At 50.6% G+C, this 18651-nt stretch carries 16 protein-coding genes; 6 read left to right on the top strand and 10 right to left on the bottom strand.

All coding sequences use genetic code 11. The annotated features are described in order from the left end of the window. Positions 1–125: 125 nt before the first annotated feature. From ACN0R1_RS01280 to ACN0R1_RS01270, 3 genes are all read left to right on the top strand, one after another. On the top strand, positions 126–509 hold the full coding sequence (locus tag ACN0R1_RS01280) for a DUF6394 family protein (protein WP_417579108.1): 384 nt from the start codon (positions 126–128) through the stop codon (positions 507–509). A 2-nt stretch (positions 510–511) separates the two neighbouring features. Further along, positions 512–2212 carry a potassium channel family protein gene (locus tag ACN0R1_RS01275; RefSeq protein ID WP_417579106.1) on the top strand — a complete coding sequence of 567 codons (1701 nt, stop codon included), beginning with the start codon at positions 512–514 and terminating at the stop codon, positions 2210–2212. A gap of 121 nt (positions 2213–2333) precedes the next feature. Beyond that, entirely contained in the window at positions 2334–3212 is an 879-nt protein-coding gene (locus ACN0R1_RS01270; RefSeq protein WP_417579104.1) for a Tim44 domain-containing protein, read from the top strand. A gap of 70 nt (positions 3213–3282) precedes the next feature. Here ACN0R1_RS01270 and yaaA read toward each other — a convergent pair whose 3' ends face one another. Both yaaA and ACN0R1_RS01260 read right to left on the bottom strand, forming a co-directional pair. Continuing rightward, the gene (gene yaaA / locus ACN0R1_RS01265) at positions 3283–4056 is read right to left on the bottom strand and encodes a peroxide stress protein YaaA (protein WP_417579102.1); all 774 of its coding nucleotides are present in this window, start codon (positions 4054–4056) and stop codon (positions 3283–3285) included. A gap of 44 nt (positions 4057–4100) precedes the next feature. Further along, positions 4101–4334, bottom strand: coding sequence for a DUF2789 domain-containing protein (locus ACN0R1_RS01260; RefSeq protein WP_151056832.1), 234 nt, complete (start codon positions 4332–4334; stop codon positions 4101–4103). Positions 4335–4479: 145 nt separating this feature from the next. On the opposite strand from ACN0R1_RS01260, the gene ACN0R1_RS01255 reads away from it, so the two are divergent. Both ACN0R1_RS01255 and ACN0R1_RS01250 read left to right on the top strand, forming a co-directional pair. Then, positions 4480–5757, top strand: a complete 1278-nt coding sequence (locus tag ACN0R1_RS01255; protein ID WP_417579100.1) for a tryptophan--tRNA ligase — start codon at positions 4480–4482, stop codon at positions 5755–5757. Between the two features lies 1 nt (position 5758). Continuing rightward, positions 5759–6163 carry a sel1 repeat family protein gene (locus ACN0R1_RS01250; RefSeq protein ID WP_417579098.1) on the top strand — a complete coding sequence of 135 codons (405 nt, stop codon included), beginning with the start codon at positions 5759–5761 and terminating at the stop codon, positions 6161–6163. On the opposite strand, the gene ACN0R1_RS01245 is transcribed toward ACN0R1_RS01250, so the two are convergent. The 6 genes from ACN0R1_RS01245 to ACN0R1_RS01220 all read right to left on the bottom strand — a co-directional run bounded on the left by ACN0R1_RS01245 (position 6153) and on the right by ACN0R1_RS01220 (position 12389). Beyond that, complete coding sequence (locus tag ACN0R1_RS01245; RefSeq protein ID WP_417579096.1) at positions 6153–7562, bottom strand: DUF4139 domain-containing protein; 1410 nt, start codon at positions 7560–7562, stop codon at positions 6153–6155. The genes ACN0R1_RS01250 and ACN0R1_RS01245 overlap by 11 nt on opposite strands. Positions 7563–7578: 16 nt before the next feature. Beyond that, positions 7579–9663, bottom strand: coding sequence for an SUMF1/EgtB/PvdO family nonheme iron enzyme (locus ACN0R1_RS01240; protein ID WP_417579094.1), 2085 nt, complete (start codon positions 9661–9663; stop codon positions 7579–7581). Positions 9664–9697: 34 nt separating this feature from the next. After that, positions 9698–10546, bottom strand: a complete 849-nt coding sequence (kdsA, locus tag ACN0R1_RS01235) for a 3-deoxy-8-phosphooctulonate synthase (protein ID WP_417579092.1) — start codon at positions 10544–10546, stop codon at positions 9698–9700. Positions 10547–10639: 93 nt separating this feature from the next. Then, entirely contained in the window at positions 10640–11560 is a 921-nt protein-coding gene (locus ACN0R1_RS01230) for a GIDE domain-containing protein (protein WP_417579090.1), read from the bottom strand. Between the two features lie 9 nt (positions 11561–11569). After that, entirely contained in the window at positions 11570–12142 is a 573-nt protein-coding gene (locus ACN0R1_RS01225) for a LemA family protein (protein WP_417579088.1), read from the bottom strand. 73 nt (positions 12143–12215) lie between these two features. Next, a complete protein-coding gene (locus ACN0R1_RS01220) occupies positions 12216–12389 on the bottom strand; it encodes a DUF2788 domain-containing protein (RefSeq protein ID WP_417579437.1) in 174 nt (57 codons plus the stop codon). 250 nt (positions 12390–12639) lie between these two features. On the opposite strand from ACN0R1_RS01220, the gene dauA reads away from it, so the two are divergent. After that, a complete protein-coding gene (gene dauA, locus ACN0R1_RS01215) occupies positions 12640–14361 on the top strand; it encodes a C4-dicarboxylic acid transporter DauA (protein WP_417579086.1) in 1722 nt (573 codons plus the stop codon). On the opposite strand, the gene ACN0R1_RS01210 is transcribed toward dauA, so the two are convergent. Beyond that, positions 14358–17564: an EAL domain-containing protein gene (locus ACN0R1_RS01210; RefSeq protein WP_417579084.1), complete on the bottom strand. Its 3207-nt coding sequence runs from the start codon at positions 17562–17564 to the stop codon at positions 14358–14360. The genes dauA and ACN0R1_RS01210 overlap by 4 nt on opposite strands. Then, positions 17564–18544: a cytochrome-c peroxidase gene (locus tag ACN0R1_RS01205; RefSeq protein ID WP_417579082.1), complete on the bottom strand. Its 981-nt coding sequence runs from the start codon at positions 18542–18544 to the stop codon at positions 17564–17566. Before ACN0R1_RS01205 ends, ACN0R1_RS01210 begins: the two co-directional genes overlap by 1 nt. Between the last annotated feature and the right edge of the window lie 107 nt (positions 18545–18651).

Below are 18651 nucleotides of genomic sequence, written 5' to 3'. Positions count from 1 at the left end.
CCCCTGGCATAAGATACCTGTAAGTCAGTAAAGGCTGAAGTTGATGTCTGATAGGACTGAAGGGTAGCCATATAGTTCCTGACTACCGTTTGACGTTTGTTCCACTCTGTCACGGAAGTATGTCTATGAACCGAGAAAAAGTAATTTTTGCATTCTTTATTATACTGGCACTGACACTAAATTTCGGCTTTTTTGTGGGTGAAATTGATAATATAGATCATCACGATGTCTGGGAGCTGTTTGCCGCACTGGTTGTCAGTCTAATCTGTACTGTACTTAAGTTCGGGGACCGCACCCACCTTGGCGCATTGATGCTGGCTACCAGTCTGGTAGCCGACCTGCAGCTACTAATTGCCGCGTTTATCTGGGGATATGGCGTGAATATTAATGAAGCTGGCATGACGCCCTCTATTACCGCCAGTATGGTCTCCTTCGCTGCCGGTGCACTGATTGCCAATGTGGTATCGGTCATACTGCTGATGGTTGAGACTGTTATTGTGCGCCGCTGATCATGCAGAATATTCTTTATCTGCTGTTGCGGCGTCTGCGCATTCCGCTGATTGCATTGATTATGGTTTATGCGATTACCATCGCTGGATTCGTGCTGATTCCTGGTCAGGATGATCAGGGTGAGCCCTGGCGGATGGGCTTTTTTCATGCCTTTTACTTTGTGTCTTATATGGCTACAACAATCGGCTTTGGTGAAGTGCCTTATGCTTTTACCAATGCTCAGCGTATGTGGGCGATGGTGAGTATCTATCTATCTGTTTCGGCTTGGTTGTATGCTATCGGTGCCACCTTACAGATTTTTCAGGAAGCGGCGTTTCTACGCCTGCTGCGCTTACGCCGCTTCATTAAAAAAGTGAATTCACTGGAGGAATCATTCTGGCTGATTTGCGGTTATGGTGTTACCGGTAGTCTGGTTGTCCAGGAACTGGCCGCTCAGGGCATCAGGTCGGTTGTGGTGGATATTGACCAGACCCGAGTCGATACCCTGGAACTTGAAAATGCGCTGGTACCTGTGCCCGTTTTTTGTGCCGATGCTTCCCGTCCAGATAACCTTGAATATGCGGGTATCCGACACCCCCGTTGTCAGGGGGTGATGGCGTTGACCAACAGTGATAATGCCAACTTGTCGATTGCCATTGCCAGCAAATTGCAATATCCCAAACGTCAGGTGTTCAGTCGCACGCAATCAAGCCTGCACGCAGCCAACCTGGCTTCATTCGGGACGGATCTGATTGTCGATCCTTTTAAAGTCTATGCCGAATATCTGGCACTGGCGGTGAGCTCACCGCAAAAACATCTGGTGTTTGACTGGTTGATTAATCCGAAGCATCGTCCCTTATCAAGTCTGTATAAATCGCGTCAGGGTCGTTGGATTATTTGTGGATTTGGACGCTACGGGCAGGCACTTTACCAGGCGTTGGTGCGTGTGGGTGTTGATATCACAGTGATAGAGCCGGATGCCCAACGACTTGATCTGCTCGACGATGGTGTCGTCGGTATAGGAACAGAAGCAAGTACTTTACGCCAAGCCAGAGTAGAAACTGCTGTGGGTATTGTGGCTGGTACGGCCAATGATGCCGATAATCTTTCCATCATCATGACCGCACGTGAACTCAATCCACAGTTAACCTGCGTGGTGCGCCAGAATCGACACTCAAATGAACGGGTGTTTCAACATGCAAATTGTGATTTTGTGATGAAGTCAGGTGCGGTTATTGCCAGTCGGATTATGGCTTACAGCCGCTCAAATCTGTTATTGGTGTTCATTGATCATCTGTTGCAGCAACCTGATGTTTGGGCGCATACCTTGTTGAATCGTCTCAACCGTAGTGTCGGTGATGAGCGTCTGGCAATCTGGGAGGTGGTTATTAATGAGGCTAAAGCGCCAGCTGTGCACAGTTTTATAGCCGTCGAAGGTAGCCTGCAGTTAAAGTATCTGATGAAAAACCCACATAACCGTCAAGAGATGCTCAAGTGCTTTCCGCTAGTGTTGCAGCAAGGAGATAGCCTGGATTATGTACCGGGTGAGCTACAGGAGTTACAACCCGGTGACCGAGTACTGTTTTGCGGACGTGCTGAGGCGAGTCGTGAGATGGAGTGGAATTTAAATAATTACAATATTTTGCATTATTCTGTAACCGGCAACGATGCAGGTAATAATTTGCTGGTGCGTATACTGCGAAAATTACGTGTAGCTGAGTAACGCTCAAGGATTATGGGTGTCTTGAAAGTCAAGGCTATCAATTAGTCGTATTTCCGCTTATATTTGCCTTTGATAAATACATTAGAATCCATGAAACAAGTGCATGCAATGTGAGGTGCTGATGAGCCGTTTTACACTTCCAATGATAACCCTTCTGGTCGGATTGTTTCTGTTGCCTATGGATGCAGAGGCCAGACGTTTTGGTGGCGGCATGACCGGTGGCAAGTCTTTCTCTGCCCCCCAGCGTCAAGCATCGCCTCCTGCTCAGAGACAACAGCAACGCCAGGATGGTGCCCAGAATCAGCAGGCCGCGCGTCCCGGTATGGGTGGGCTGATGGGTGGACTGCTTGCCGGTGGATTGTTGGCAGCCTTGTTCATGGGGGGGGCTTTTGATGGAATTCAATTAATGGATGTTCTGTTGATAGCCGGGGTTGGTTTTCTTATTTTTAAATTTTTGAAAAGTCTGCGTGGCGGGGCGGCCAACCCTCGAGCGGCTTATGCAGGCCCAGGTTCGTCAGCGGCTTTTGGTGATGGACAGGCGCAAACGTCCATGTCGCGTAGCGGGTTTATGCCTGAGCCACCTGTATCCGGTCTGGCCACAGGCTATATGATGGAACCACTGAATTTGCCAGAATGGTTTGATCAGGATGCTTTTTTGGAGGCTGCCGGAAAGCACTTTACCCACTTGCAGCGTGTTTGGGACCAGCAGGACTGGGAAGAGATCGCTACCTACACCTCTGATGAAATGCTGACGTTGCTGCAGCAGGAACGTGCCGGCCTGGCTCATGATCAACACACCGAAGTGGTCTCGGTGATGGCTGAGCTAGTCAACTTTATTGATAAAGGTGATCGTGTGATTGCCAGTGTGAATTTTTATGGCTGGCTGCGTGAAGAGGATAGAGGTGATACCACCGAGTTCAGCGAAATCTGGCACCTTGAGCGTAGTATGCAAGAACAGTCAGGCAACTGGATAATCGTAGGTATTGAACAACCCGCGTAAACTATGCTTACCTATTGAAACAACAGCAGGCAGCCACTGGTTAACAGTTTGGCTGCCTGTTTTGGTTTAATCAGCTATGATCGCGCAAAAATACCGGTGAGTCAGGGCTGGAGTCTTTCGGACTGTAGTAGTAACCATCCAGATCAAACTTCAACAAGGCTTCCGCTGACTCTATCTGCTGTTGAATCAAAAAACGACTCATCAAACCACGTGCTTTTTTGGCGTAAAAGCTGATGATTTTATACTGTCCGTTTTTCCAGTCTTTGAATACCGGGGAGACAAGCCGACCCTTCAGACGCTTTTTATTAATGGCACCAAAGTACTCATTGGATGCCAGGTTGATGATCAGCGGATCGCTAGCCTGAGTGGCTTCTGCATTCAGGTGATCGGTGAGTCGATCTCCCCAGAAATCATATAGATTGTTGCCCTGGTTTGTTTTCAACCGAGTGCCCATCTCCAATCGGTAAGGCTGCATCAGATCCAGGGGCTTTAACACCCCATAAAGTCCAGACAAAATGCGCAAGTGTTGCTGAGCGAAGGCAAAATCCTTGTCAGACAGACTCTCTGCATCCAGGCCGGTATAAACATCACCTTTGAATGCCAGTATGGCCTGACGCGCATTATCAGTTGTATGCTCGGCTTCCCAGCTTTCATAGCGGGCAACATTCAGACTGGCCAGTTTGTCGCTCAGTTTCATTAGCTGGGCAATATCCTGAACAGAGTAGTCTCGAAGTTGGGCAATGAGCTGTTTAGCGTCGTCAGTAAATACCGGCACAGAAGTTTGCTCGGTAACGGGCTTTGAGTCAAAATCCAGTGTTTTCGCTGGTGAGATCAATATCAGCATAGTGGCAGAGAAATTCCTGTGTCAGTTAAAAATTTGCGTCCGTATCAGCCACGCAAACGGGTGTTCAACTCATCAACTACTTCAGCCCAGTCAGAGTCATTGGCGATGGCATCGCGAAGGAAGACGGCCTGTGCTTCATTCCAAAAAGTGGCATCTTCTAGCTTCACCTTGTCGGAGAAAAGCTTGTGGGTGTTGATGAACTGATCTATGTGGGCATCCGTTGATGCCAGTCCAAGCTGTTCGAACAAGGTATTAATTGTATGCGTAGACGTGTCCATATTCACCTCCGGTGAATTTATATCAGTTTATTTTTACAGTAAGTTTTGGCTAGAGCAATGACTTTGTCAAAGCGCTGGTTAACCCTTAAACGCCTTTCGTGTATGCTTAGCAACCTAAACTTAAGTCACGTGTCACGGGTCTGTAATGGGTAAAAAAACAGTTTTAACCGGTATCACTACGACCGGTATTCCGCATATCGGTAATTATCTGGGTGCGATCAAGCCAGCCATTGATGCTAGCTGCAACCCTGAGTATAACAGCTATTTTTTTCTGGCCGACTATCATGCATTGATTAAGTGCCAGGACCCGCAGCGGGTGGCTGAGTCAACCCGTGCCATAGCGGCTACCTGGCTGGCGCTGGGGCTGGATACGGATAAGGCCACCTTTTACCGTCAGACAGATATTCCTGAAATTCCGGAGTTGACCTGGATTCTCACCTGCCAGACCTCTAAGGGCTTGATGAACCGAGCGCATGCCTACAAGGCCGCCGTTGATGCCAATCGTGAGGCTGGCAACGACGACCTGGATGATGGTGTGACCATGGGATTGTTCAACTATCCTGTGCTGATGGCGGCCGATATTCTGATGTTTAATGCCGATATTATTCCGGTGGGTAAGGATCAGATACAGCACATAGAAATGGCGCGGGATATCGCTGGGCGCTTTAATCATCAGTTTGGGTCACTACTGACCTTGCCGGAAGCCCAGGTCGATGAAGAAACTCAGTTGATTCCCGGGCTGGATGGACGAAAAATGTCCAAGAGTTATGACAATACGCTGCCGTTGTTTTCCAGCTCTGATGAGCTGTACCGGTTGATCAAGCAGATCAAAACCGACTCGCGTGAACCGGGTGAACCTAAGGACCCTGACAGTAGCACCCTGTTTCAGCTTTACCGCTGTTTTGCTACTGAAGCCGAAACAGCACAGATGCGTCGGGCATTTGAAAATGGCATTGCCTGGGGCGATGCCAAGAAACAACTGTTCGAATACCTGGATGCCACGCTGTCAGCCCCACGCCAGCGTTACCATGAATTGATGGACGATCTGGGCTACGTTGAATCCATCTTGCATAAAGGTGCTGAGAAAGCGCGAGCTCAGGCGGCCCCTTTGCTCAGTCAGGTGCGTATCGCCGTGGGGATTCGTCCTCTGACCTATGTAGCACCGTCTACGACTGATGCTGTGCAGAAAAAAGAGAAGTCGGCTGAAGTGCTGGAACGCGCTGAAGCTGGACGCAAACGGGCTATTTTGCTGCAGCTACAGCCGTTGCTGGATCAAGTAGCCGCAGCTGAAGACCCATCAGCTGCTGCGAGGACGCTGATTGCTGATAGAATCGCTGAGCTGGAAAGCCTAAAGAAAAAGGCCCGTCAGAAAGCCGAGAATGAACTCGAGCTGCTACAGCAAGCACTGGCGGAGTGGCTCTGATATGCGCATGCTCGGGCGTTTACTGGCACCGCTGATCTTTTGGATTGCCTATACGCTGTTTCGCTCGCCTTTTGCCCGCGGCAGTAAAGCGCGGCATGACTATGTGATGAAGCTGTTTCGTTATGCCGCAGATCATCAAAGTCGACGCGCTTTATCTGTGTATGGGCATCTGTTGCATTTTCGGGGTGAGGGAGTGAGTAATCGCATTCAGGGAGCGATTTATTTGCAGCAAGCCGCCGATCTGGGTGACATGAAAGCCCAATATCAGATGGGACGAATCTGTGAGGGTGGCTTCGAGGGTTACTTCCGAGTCGATGCGGTAAAAGCACGCCATTACTACTCTTTAGCAGCGCGTCAGGGGCATAGCCTGGCCCTGACACGCATGCAAGAGGGGGTTAACGATTGATGCGTTTTTTCATCTCGACAGTGAAACGCATAGTTTCTGTGCCACCCGCAGGTAGATGCATGCTCCAGGTCAGTTGACCAGCACCATCTTCCTGCATCGGATGGCTAGACTCTTTTAACTCCCATTCCTGCTGAAAACCAACACTTAAATCAACACTTCGTCCTTCGTTGCCAGCGTTGGTGATGCTGACCTCTTGTTGCAGCGTGATGCTGTCAAAACCATCGCTGAACAGAGTTTGCCGACGGCTGATATTCAGATCAAATGCACGGCCCAGTGACAGGGTGGCTTCTTCACCAGCGGCCAGGTTACCTAGCTCGGCGGCACCGATAAACTGCAGCTCACCTTCTCGGTCCGGACGGAATACACGTGCCTGACCCGCGGGTAAGGGTGAGTTACTGCTATCCAGTGAGGGTGCTTCAAATACCAGTTGCACCTCAGGTTGAGACTGGTAACGTTGTTGATCCATAGCTGGCCAAAGGTTGAAATGATGGCGATAGGTCATTTTAACTGGCAGGTCGTCAAACTGTACCAGTGGCAACTGTTTGGTCTCGTCAGGTTGCAGTGTGACCGGGTAGGGGAGGCGGTAGAGATAAAAATCCTGCATTTGTTCCGGCGCTTTGGCCTGGCCTGCCATGGCATCACTCATGACCATGGCGCGCATCATCTCGGGCTGTCCCTCTGCAGGGGCGTTGATGTCACCTGCCATCAGACGCAAGTCGGCATCCTGAAAAACACTACCACTGTGGTTATATACAGATGCCAGACCTTCGGCAGACAGTGATGTACCTCGGCTGTCCAGTGTCAGTACATAGTCCATCTGCCAGCCGAGACCACGGCTGAGATAATTGAGTTGAGCGACACTTTCAGCTTGTGTACCGGCGCTGACAAACTGCAGCCCCGCTTGTCCTTTCAGACTTTCCGGTAGCTCGGATGGAAAGATAAAACGCCATTCCGCACTGTGTAGAGGAATAGATTCAATACGTCCGTCACGTCGGACCAGCGCCTGCTGATCGATACTCAAAAGCTCGACAGTGCTGATGGTTTCCTGACCTGTAGACTGGTTGATGCGGGCCACCTGAATAAACTTGCCCAGATAGGCCTGTAGCAGAGCGTTGTAGTTTAACGGGCTTTGTAGCAGACTTTGTTCCAAAATTTGACCCGCACCCTGAATACGTAGTGTTTCCGGAAGCATCTGTTGGCTCACATCTTCAATACGTATACGTTGGCCTGGTGACAGGCTTGGCAGGCGGCGTTGGTCCTGAATCATTGCCAGATCTTGATTATAGAGTGTCAGCGCCAAGTGGACTTGGTCTGCCGCGTTAATGACACCGGCCTGCAGGGGCATTGATGCCAGTCCTAAGCTTAGGCAAAGAGAAGATATATTTAAAAAACTGCGCATCACAAGGCTCCTGTGACTAAGGTGAAGCGTTAGAAATCGGGGCGGGAAGGTCAAGTGCTACCCGAAAACCCCAGGTGTTTCTGGCTGTATCTGGCGGATGTCGGTAGCGGCTGGATGAACGTGTCAGCCGAGCAAGCTCAAACCAGGAGCCGCCACGCATCACCCTGTAACTGCAGTCACCGCTAAGCATCGCTGATCCATCTTCCGGGGCACCTAGGTAATTATCGCTGTAGCAGTCCTGTACCCACTCATCGACGTTACCGTGCATATCTTTCAAGCCCCAGGCATTGGCCGGTAGCTGCCCAACGGGAGCTGTTTGTTGACCATCCCATTGTGTTCCACACTCATCACAGACTGCCATTGCTGGCACAAGTTCATTTCCCCACCACCAGGCTGAGATGGTGCCAGCGCGAGCGGCGTATTCCCATTCGGCTTCGGTGGGCAGGCGATAGGGTTCGCCAGTAATGGCGGCAAGCCAGCTGGTATAGGCTTGAGCATCCTGCCAACTGACGTTGATAACCGGTCTGGCGCCGCGCCCCCAACCTGCATCATCAGGCAAGGGTCGATTGGTAGCCAGTGCAAACTGATCATATTCCTCAAAGGTCACTTCATGTACACCCAGGGCAAAGGTGTAGTCGATACTCACTGTGCGTACCGGACGTTCATTGTCATCACCCATGCGATTCAGGTCACCCATCAAAAATGTATCTTGTGGCAGTGTCTGCATTACCGGGGCAAAGCTGTTTTCACCAAAATAATCTCTGAAACGTGCCAGGTCACCAGGTTGATCCAGTGCTTGGCGTGAGGTGTCCTGTGCGGCAGGGCTGGGTAGGGTTGGTGACTCAACCGCAGCTGTTTCAGATTCGTTCTGCGCTGGCAATGGCTGGGTCATCTCATCAACAGGTACTTCAGTAGAGGGCCCCTGTGTGGTCTGTGGACTAACCCGGATCTGCTCAAGCTCCTGCTGCAACTGGTTGCGTTGCTCGGTGAGTGCCTGAATCGCTTGCTGTTGTTGTGGGTCGGGTTTTTGTAACAGCAGGCTAATCAACAGACCCAGTAACAAACCCGCACTGAACAATAAAGCGCCGATCAATCTGGGTCCAACGGGAATTCTGTTCAGCAGTCGTGTTACTGGCTGAAAGCGTTGTAACCAGCCAGTGGGTAAGCGTTTTTTGAGTCCTGAGATCGCATTGATAACACGGTTGGATTTTGACGCAGTCGGGGAGTCTGAATTTGTATCTTCTGGGGTGCTGGCTGCAACAGTTTCCTCTTCACTGAACAGTGCTTTGAGCAGCTCAAGTATAGAGGCTGGTCTGCTTTGTTGATCCGGATTAAGGGCGGATTGCAATGCGCTCCACTGTTTGGCTGTCAGACTGTTAGGTGCTTTCAGTTCACGCTGAAAGCGGGCTTTTTCGTCATCATCGGGCAAAAAGGCTGGCTTGTCGGCATAAAGTTGGTAAGTCAGTGCGGCAAAAGCATACACATCCGAGCGCAGGCTGGTGGGCTGCGGGTCAAAGCCTTCCGGGGCTTGATACTGACGGTAGGTTGGCTTGCCGGGAATAAGGTCAAGGTAATCATCTACAACATGGCGCCAACTGATCATCATCACCCGGACACCGCGTTTACTGCTGATAAAGACCAGTTCAGGCGCCAGGCTGGCATGACTTTTGTGAATCTCCCGATGAAACGCATCCATTGCCTTACCCATCTGGATCAGCAGCCCTTGCTTTTGCATCGGTTTGAGCTGGGCTGTTTTCCCCGTAGCAAACATATCCGCCAGGGTCAGTCCATCCACGGCTTCGAAGGCCAGAAAAATTAGTCCTTTGAAGTTGAACAGGCCATAACAGTCAAGTGCGTTGGCATGCTTACATTTCCGACAGACAATGATTAGTTTACGCAGCCGCTCAATAAATTCCGGCTGACGGGTTAGTACATCAGGGAGAAACAGCAGTGTGACTGTCGGACGTCCTGAGGAGGCCTGGTCTTCTGCCTGCCAAAGCGTACCGTAGGGATGAGGACCCAGTTCGGTTGTCAGGCGAAAGCGGTGACGCTCAGGGCCAACGAGGACCCCTGCTTCGAGTAAAACCGCTGAATCATCCATGTCATTCACCTCAAACGCCTGTTGCTACAGTGTATTAACTGGCTGTATCCAGTGCTGGCAGTGATTTGATCAGGCTGTCGAGCGCCTTCATCTGCGTCAGATAGCCTTCCAGTTTTGCTAAGGGTAGAGCACAGGGACCATCGCATTTGGCCTGATTTGGATCCGGGTGGGCTTCCAGAAACAGCCCTGCAATTCCCTGGGATAATCCGGCTCTGGACAGCTGAGCCGCCATCGCCCGACGACCATCGGCTGAGTCAGCCCGACCTCCAGGCATCTGCAGTGCATGGGTAGCATCAAAGATAACCGGATAGCCAAACTCTTTCATGATGGTAAAACCAAGCATGTCGACGACCAGGTTGTTATAACCGAAACTGGTGCCGCGCTCACAGAGCATCAACTGGTCATTGCCAGCTTCTTCACATTTATGCAGGATGTGCTGCATTTCCTGTGGTGCCAGGAACTGCGCCTTTTTGATGTTGATCACAGCGCCAGTGGCAGCCATTGCCTGGACTAAATCAGTTTGGCGTGACAAAAAGGCTGGCAGTTGAATAATGTCACAAACCTCAGCAGCTGGTGCGGCTTGATAGGGTTCGTGTATATCGGTAATGATCGGTACCTGGAAAGTTTCCTTAATCTCCTGTAGAAGCTTGAGGCCTTCTTCCAGCCCAGGGCCACGGTAAGAGTGCAGCGATGAGCGGTTGGCTTTATCAAACGAAGCCTTGAATACATAGGGAATATCGAGTTTTTGTGTGATTTCAACATAGTGCTCAGCAATACGTAGCGCCAGATCACGAGACTCCAGTACATTCATACCACCCAATAGCACCATGGGGTTGTCATTACTGATAGCCAGTTTGCCGACCTGAATCGTTTTCTGTTTCATTTCAATGCCCTGTGAAATCCAAAAAGTTATTTCATTATAGGAGGCCGGGAGAGTCAAGTCTTCCCGTCGGGTCCTGATTATTTAGCCATTTGATTATGATACCTGAGCCATTAGCAGTTCTATACAAAACCAGAGCGCCGCAAGAATATAGAGTAGGCACAATAACGCTCGTTGTCTGAAGCGTTTTATCAGCCGGGTTGGATCCTGTGTGGAGATTATCAGGGGATAACCTGGCTGTCCTGGGTTGGACAGAATGTGCATATCCGGCAGGTTATTCTGATATTGGCGTTGTAATTCGGCTTCTTGCAGTGCGGCTTGCCGTACAGCTTGCCATTCAATGGCCGAAAACTCAGTCGCAGCGGGTGCCGCAAAGCGCGCTAATAGCTGTTGATGATTACGTTTCCAATCACGGATAATATCGGCTTGCAGTTTGTCGAGTGCGGCTGTGTTTCGCCCTCCACCGACTGTCTGGAATTGTCCCAGCGCATAGACTTGTTCATGTTCCATGATTAAATGTTCGGTATAGCGGTAGCGTTCACCAGAGAGACTGAGTGAGCCCAAGACGGTGATATATTTCAGTAAAGACGATGGATTGGGGCTATTGCCAAGCCAACTGCTACGCTGGGCTACATCTATTTCAGCTTTTTCCGGGTCTATCAGACAGACGCCGGTGCCATCATTAATCTGAAACCAGGCGTCAGAAGTGCCTCGTTCTGCCAGTTTCCAGCCACCCTTGCCCCCATCGTCCTGTCGATCAATGCGGTAGCGGTACCAAACACAGGGGCGACCGGATAGCGGTGCTTGCAATAGTCCTCCCTCACCGCTGACTACATGACCAATAATTTCCACATAACCCTGTGGTGCAGAACGTATCATGGCTGTGGGTGTGTCGGTAATCAGCCGGTAACGGCGTAAGTGCCGGAACATAAAAAGCAGAGCCGCCAAGATACTGAGCCCGCAGAGAGTGATTCCCAGTAACTGCTCTTGGTGGTCAATGTAAAGATCCAGAAACATGCGTGTAAGTTAGCTAAACAGCTTTTTCATGTCTGGATCTTTTAAATCAGCCTCATCAAACTCCAGTAGTGTAGCGGGAAGAAAGTGCAAACGTTTGGCAATGATGATGTCAGGGAACTGTTCGATACGAATGTTCAGGTTATTGACTGAATCATTGTAGTATTCACGTCGATCAGCGATCCCGGTTTCAAGTGAGGTGATGCGCTGATGCAGGTGCTGAAAAGATTCACTGGCACGCAGCTCCGGATAGGCTTCAGCGACAGCAAACAGATTGCCTAACCCAATGCGCATCTGAGTCTCAGCCTGGCCCAGCGCACCGACATTACCAGCTTCTCTGGCGCTGGCAACAGCCGAGCGGGCCTGCATTACTTTTTCCAGTGTCTCCTGCTCGTAGGCCATGTGTTGCTTGCAGGTTTCAACCAGTTTAGGTAGTTCATCATGACGTTGCTTTAACAGTACATCAATATTCGACCAGGCGCGGCTGACATTATGCTTCAATCGCACCAGATTGTTGTACAGAAAAATGCCGTAGAAAATTACCAGCGCTAGCAGTACCAACACGATCAGCCAAAAAGGATCCATAGCCTAACTCCCTGAGAAAATTAAGCTCTACTATAACTGAATCCATAAGGCTGAAAAATACGCGTGATACACTTCAGAGATCGAAGAAGTAAACGACCAGGCTTTTGATCAAAAACACAGCCAGGCCCAAGCCCAGTGCCAGGAATAGGATAAAGGTACCGAACTTTCCAGCTTTGGACTTTTTCGCCAAGTCATAAATAATAAAAAAGATAAACGCACCAAAGACCGCCAATCCCACGTTGAGCATGATTATTTCTACTTCTGCAAGCCGCATAGATGTTCCTTTGGGTTGATTAAAAGTGAGTACTGTACAAATACCTGCCGCTGATTCGAAACTGCCCGATGGTCGAAGTTCAACTTATGTGCTTAAAATAGACGTGCGGCATAACACCAAGGTTTAACGCCAGGTAGATTGTACTGATTACAGCCGGGCGTTATAGTGTTTTCTTATAATTAATCCGAACAAACAATAGCATTTAGTTATAGATAGGCTGACCATGTCCTCATCACGTGCTCGTTTACATTCGCTGGGTATCGCCAGCGCACTGCGGGAAACCTTGCGTGAAGGCTATACCCGTCGTGACTTCAGTAGCGATCTGATTGCAGGCGTTACTGTCGGAATTATCGCTATTCCCCTGGCGATGGCACTGGCGATTGCCAGTGGCGTTAAGCCGGAATACGGTCTTTATACCGCGATAATTGCGGGCTTTCTGATCGCCCTGAGTGGCGGGTCACGTTACAGCATCTCCGGTCCGACGGCGGCCTTTGTAGTCATTCTTTATCCGGTGACTCAAGCCTTTGGTTTGGGTGGGTTGTTGGTGGCAACGCTGATGTCTGGCGTCATTTTGGTGGCCCTGGCTGTTGCTCGCCTGGGACGTTTAATCGAATATATTCCTGAATCGGTTACCCTGGGTTTTACTTCTGGGATTGCCATAGTGATCGCAGTTTTGCAGATGCAGGATTTTTTCGGTTTGCAGTTTAGTGCGGTGCCGGAAAGTTTTGTTGGACGTATCTTGCTGCTGTTTTCGGCTCTCCCCGGTTTGAATATGGCGAATACCAGTGTGGCTTTGTTTACGCTACTGGTATTAATTTTCTGGCCGCGCCTCAAGCTGCCGGTGCCTGGGCATTTACCGGCGCTGCTGGGCGGCACCTTTCTGGCTTGGCTGTTTATCCAAATGGGCATGGATGTCGATACCATTGGCAGTCGGTTCAGTTATGAATTACCGGATGGTACTCAAGGACAGGGGATTCCACCCTTTTTGCCTTCATTCGAATGGCCCTGGATGCGTCCCGGACCGGATGGAGAGCCGTTGGATTGGTCTTGGTCTGTCATAAGAGAACTGCTGCCAGCGGCTTTTTCGATTGCCATGCTGGGTGCGATTGAATCCTTGCTGTGTGCCGTTGTGCTGGATGGTATGAGTGGTCGGCGCCATCACGCCAATGGTGAGTTGTTAGGACAGGGTATGGGTAATCTGGTAGCACCGTTTTTTGGTGGTATTACAGCAACCGCTGCGATTGCCCGATCAGCGACGAATTATAAAGCCGGTGCCAAATCACCTGTTTCGGCGATGATACATGCGCTGGTTGTCCTGGCCGGATTGTTGATTCTTGCCCCTTGGCTTTCCTGGTTACCGATGGCCAGTATGGCGGCACTGCTGGTTATAGTGGCCTGGAATATGAGTGAGGCACACAAGGTTGTAGAGCTGTTAAAACGAGCACCCATCGGCGATATTCTGGTGCTGATGACCTGTATGTTATTAACCGTGTTGTTTGATATGGTATTGGCCATTTCAGTCGGTATCGTCATGGCCTCCATCCTCTTTATGCGCGATCTGGCAGGCATGACACGCTTCCAGGACATATCGATGCAGCGCAAACATGTACCCGAGGCGTTGCCGGAGGGCTGGGTGGTGTTGAAACTGTCTGGGCCGCTATTTTTCGCTGCCGCCGAACGGGTTTTCGATGAGTTAGCTGAAAGTGTGCAAGAGCGTCAGGGAGTCGTATTGTATATGGATGGCGTGCCCTTGCTGGATGCGGGCGGTATTAACGGCTTTGACCGCTTCAGTGATTTTTGTGAGCAGCAGGGCATACGTCTGGTCATTGCTGATCTGCAATTTCAGCCGCTGAGGGCCATGGCCCGTGCCGGTATGAAGCCGACTGAAAATCTTAGCTTCAGCGCCACACTGGAAGAAGCGCTGGATCGGCTGCATGCGGTTTAGCCCAGGCGGATAGGTTGATAGTTTGCCATCCATGTCACCAGTGATGTGGCTGGCATGGGTTTAGCGAAGTAGTATCCCTGTAAAAATTCACAGCCAAGACTGAAGAGTACATGACGCTGCTCTTCGGTTTCCACACCTTCAGCGATGAGTCTTAGTTTAAGGCTTCGCGCCATGGAGATGATGGCTTCAACTAACAGGGCATCTTCATTATCCAGCGTCAGGTCGCGCACAAATCCCTGGTCGATCTTGAGTGTGTCTATGGGGAAGCGCTTCAAATAGCTTAATGCTGAATAGCCAGTGCCAAAGTCATCAATTGCCAGGTGCACACCCAGATCACAGAAGGACTGTAGCCAGGCGATGGTTTCGTCGCTGTTGTCCAGCAACATGCCTTCGGTGATTTCCAGTACCAGTTGTTCGGCTGGCAGCTTGGCTTGCATCAGAATGCGGCGTAGCAACGGGGCGTCCATCCCCAGATCGCGTTGACGACCGGATATATTCACCGACAAATACAGTTTCAGCCCTTGCTGCTGCCATTGACTGACCTGCTGACAAGCGGTTTCAAGTACCCACTGACCGATTGGGCCTATCAGGCCGGTGTCTTCTGCCAGGGGAATAAATTGATCCGGTGAAACCATCCCCAGGGTTGGATGGTGCCAGCGCAGCAAGGCCTCCACTCCAGTGACGCGTCCTGACTGCGCCCGAACCAGCGGTTGGTAATAAATTTCCAGTTGCCCATTTTCCAAAGCTAGGCGCAGGTCCTGTTCCATCTCCATGAGTGTGTTGGCATGCTCCTGCAAGCTGCTGGTGAAGAACTGGAAACGGTTGCGACCGGTTTGCTTGGCACGGTACATAGCCAGATCAGCGTTCCGCAGTAGGGTGTCTGGATCGTCTGACTCCCCTGGATACATAGCTAGACCAATACTGGCGCCGATGATGATGTCACGCCCCGCCAGTGCAAAGGGTTCGGAGAGCTGACGGATAATTTTTTCTGCTACCAAAGCGGCATCCCGGTCAGAATGTATGTTGTGCAGTAGAACTACAAATTCATCGCCACCGAATCGCGCCACTGTATCACTTTCGCGAACACAACCAGCCAGGCGTGTGGCCGCTTCCACCAGTAGTTCATCGCCGTATTCATGGCCAAGGGTATCATTGACGTATTTAAATCGATCCAGATCGATAAACAGCACGGATATGGTTTGCTGATCACGTTCTGCGGTACTAATGGCAACTTCCAATCGGTCAAGTAGCAAACTGCGGTTTGGCAGTTGTGTCAGTGCATCATAATAGGCCTGGTGGCGAATATGTGCTTCGGCTTCCTTGCGGCTGGTAATATCGGAGAACACCGAGACAAATTCAGTGATTTGGCCCTCGTCATCATGCAATGCAGAAATCGACAGCCACTCAGGGTAGACGCTACCATCCTTACGTCGGTTCCAGATCTCGCCTGACCAGCAACCCTCGCTATGCAGGCTGTTCCACATGGCGTCATAAAATAATCGATCATGGCGGCCTGAGCTGAGCAGGCTGGGGTTTTGTCCTTTGACTTCATCGGTGGTATAGCCGGTGATACGTTCAAAAGCGGCATTAACGACTTTGATCGTGCCCTGATGATCGGCCACCATAATCGCTTCATTACTGGTTTCGAACACCGCAGCCACCATGCGCAGCTGTTCTTCAGCTCTAAGGCGTTCGGTTATATCTTCCTTGACCGCAATAAAATGACTGATTTCACCCTCATCGGTTCGCAGGGGGGAGATGGAGGTGGAATCCCAGAAGAGGGTGCCATCTTTTTTGCGATTGAGTAACTGACCTGTCCAGGTGTTGCCGTCACGTAGTTGTTGCCACATCTGGGTAAAAATATCAGCCGGGATTTTACCGGATTTAAGAATATTATTGTTTTGTCCCAGTAGCTCATCAGAGGTGTAACCGGTCATCTCGGAGAGCTTTGGATTGATGTATTCAATGATGCCTTGGGTGTCTGTGATCATGACCGCACTGGGGCTTTGTTCCAGCGCTCGTCCAAGTTGACGAAGTTTCAGGTGTGCCTGCTGAGTTTCGGTAATATTGGTGCGTACGCTGGCAATACCGCCTTCAGCGGTAGGGTTGTTACTGGCCTGATACCAACTGCCATCCGGGGTATGCTCCAGGTAGTTCTGGGTGCTATCCAAGGGTACGGCAATAGGTGACGATGTGGTTACGCCCTGAGCCTTGTTGATGCTTTGCAGTGTTGACCAGTCTTCTGCATTGCGTCGTTGCAGCCAGGGGTAAAATGCCAGCCAGCGCTGGTTGTATAGCACCAGCTTGCCATGTTTATCGAACAGTGCGAAGGCTTCAGACAGACTGTTTACGGCGTCTTGAAGACGCGTACGGGCTTGTTCTGAGCGGTAGTTGAGTTGCTGCAGGCGTCTGAACATACCACCAAGCAGTAACATTAACAGACAGCTTAGCAACAGTAGTGTCAGGGTAAAGGCTTCGGCATGGCGCGAGCGCTGGTTGTAGTGCTTTTGGTAGCTTTGCTCCAGGGCACGTAACTGATGGCTGGTATCTATCTGATTGAATTCATCCCGGTACTTGTGCAGGCTTTCCAGGTGACGCAGGTTGCTGCTGGCCTGGTTGGCAAAAGACAGCAATGCCGGATGATCATCAAGGATGATGTGTTGCAGTTGCTCTGTGGCCTGATTTAATTCAGTCAGTCTTTTCTGGTCCGGAAACAGGTGGTAGCGAAATAGCTGGCTCATCAGTCTGGCCGCTTCATCCCGCTGGGGATGATCCAGGTCACGCAGCTCTTGTACTAATGTTGGCATATAGAGTAAAGCATTGCGGATCAGCGCCGCATAGTGTTTGATTTCTTCAGACAAGGCATACTTACGTTGCTGATCTTGATAATAGCTTTGCAGTAGCTCAGCCGAGTGCTGGTTGAGTCCTTGATTGAAAGCACTGTCGGTATTCAACAGTTGATTCATCAGTTGGTCATGCTGTCGGCGGTAGTTGACCTGGGTGTCATACTGGTGTTGAACACCTGTGGCTATCAGTAGTGTTTGCTCATCCAGAGCTGCATCCAGTTCACGCAGTTGCAGGAACTGGTCCAGCCGGTGGGTATGGTCAACACTATTGATCGCGCGGGTCTGAAAAAACAGAGCGATAAGAATGGCTACAACCAGCGTGAGTAGTAGCAGAAACGGGCGGGCTAAAGCGTGCATCAGCGCTTCACCGCATTAAGCCGTGGGTGTTCACCTGTGAGCGAGCGGATGAACGCTGCCAGCTCCGTGATATCGGTTTCGGCCAGCTCGCGACCGAGCTGAAAGCGGGCCATGATAACAATGGCATCTTCCAGGGTTTCTGCACTGGAATCGTGAAAAAAGAAGCTGTTCAATGAGGCTGTACGCAACCCTGGCACTTTGAAAACATAGCGGTGATGTTCCTGACCGGTTACATTGAAGCGCCCCAGGTCGGCTCGATTAATAGACTCGCCTTTTTGTTCAAAGTAGTTTTCCAGTGACCCCATACGGGCAAACATATTCCCCCCGACATTGGCTCCCTGATGGCAACTGATACAACCCAGGTCACGGAATTTCTCATAGCCACGATGCTCCTCTGCACTGATGGCATTTTCATCACCCTGTAACCAGCGGTCAAAAGGCGCATTGGTCAGCATCAGGGTACGCTGAAAGCTGGCCAGTGCACTGCGTATATTGGCCGGGGTAATGCCGTCGACAAACAGGGCGTTAAATTGTGCCAGCCTATCTGGGTCCTGGCTCAGCTTGGTGACTATATCATCCCAGTTACTGGCCATTTCCACCGGGTTATGTACAGGGCCATCGACCTGCGTCTCCAGATCAGGTGCCTTTCCGTCCCAGAACTGCACGTGGTTAAGCTGACTGTTATACACACTGGGCGCCCGAATACGCCCCAGAGCACCCTCCACACCAACGGAAAAAGGTCGTCGATCCGCGCCGTTATGTGCCAGGTCGTGGCAACTGGCACAACTGATGCTGTTGTCAGAGGACAAGCGAACATCATGGAATAATTGATCGCCAAGCTGCACTTTTTCCGGTTGTTGTTCTTGCGCTTCCGGTACCGGTAATATGGCGTTATTGGCGAACAACACACCACAGAACGCCATGGCAAGACATAGCGTTGCTAGCTGGCTAAAACGTAAGGACATACCTTGTAAGGTCAAGCGGATCTCCTGCACCTGGTGTGCAATACATGAATGTTACCCTATCATGATCCTGCTTGCGCAGGCATAATTCAACACGCCATTGGTCGCTTGGTTGCGCTGTGTCA

It is taken from the genome of Nitrincola sp., assembly GCF_048264025.1.
Lineage (GTDB): Bacteria > Pseudomonadota > Gammaproteobacteria > Pseudomonadales > Balneatricaceae > Nitrincola.
Note: the sequence above shows the minus strand (reverse complement) of the source record. Positions and strands in the feature narration are given on the sequence as shown.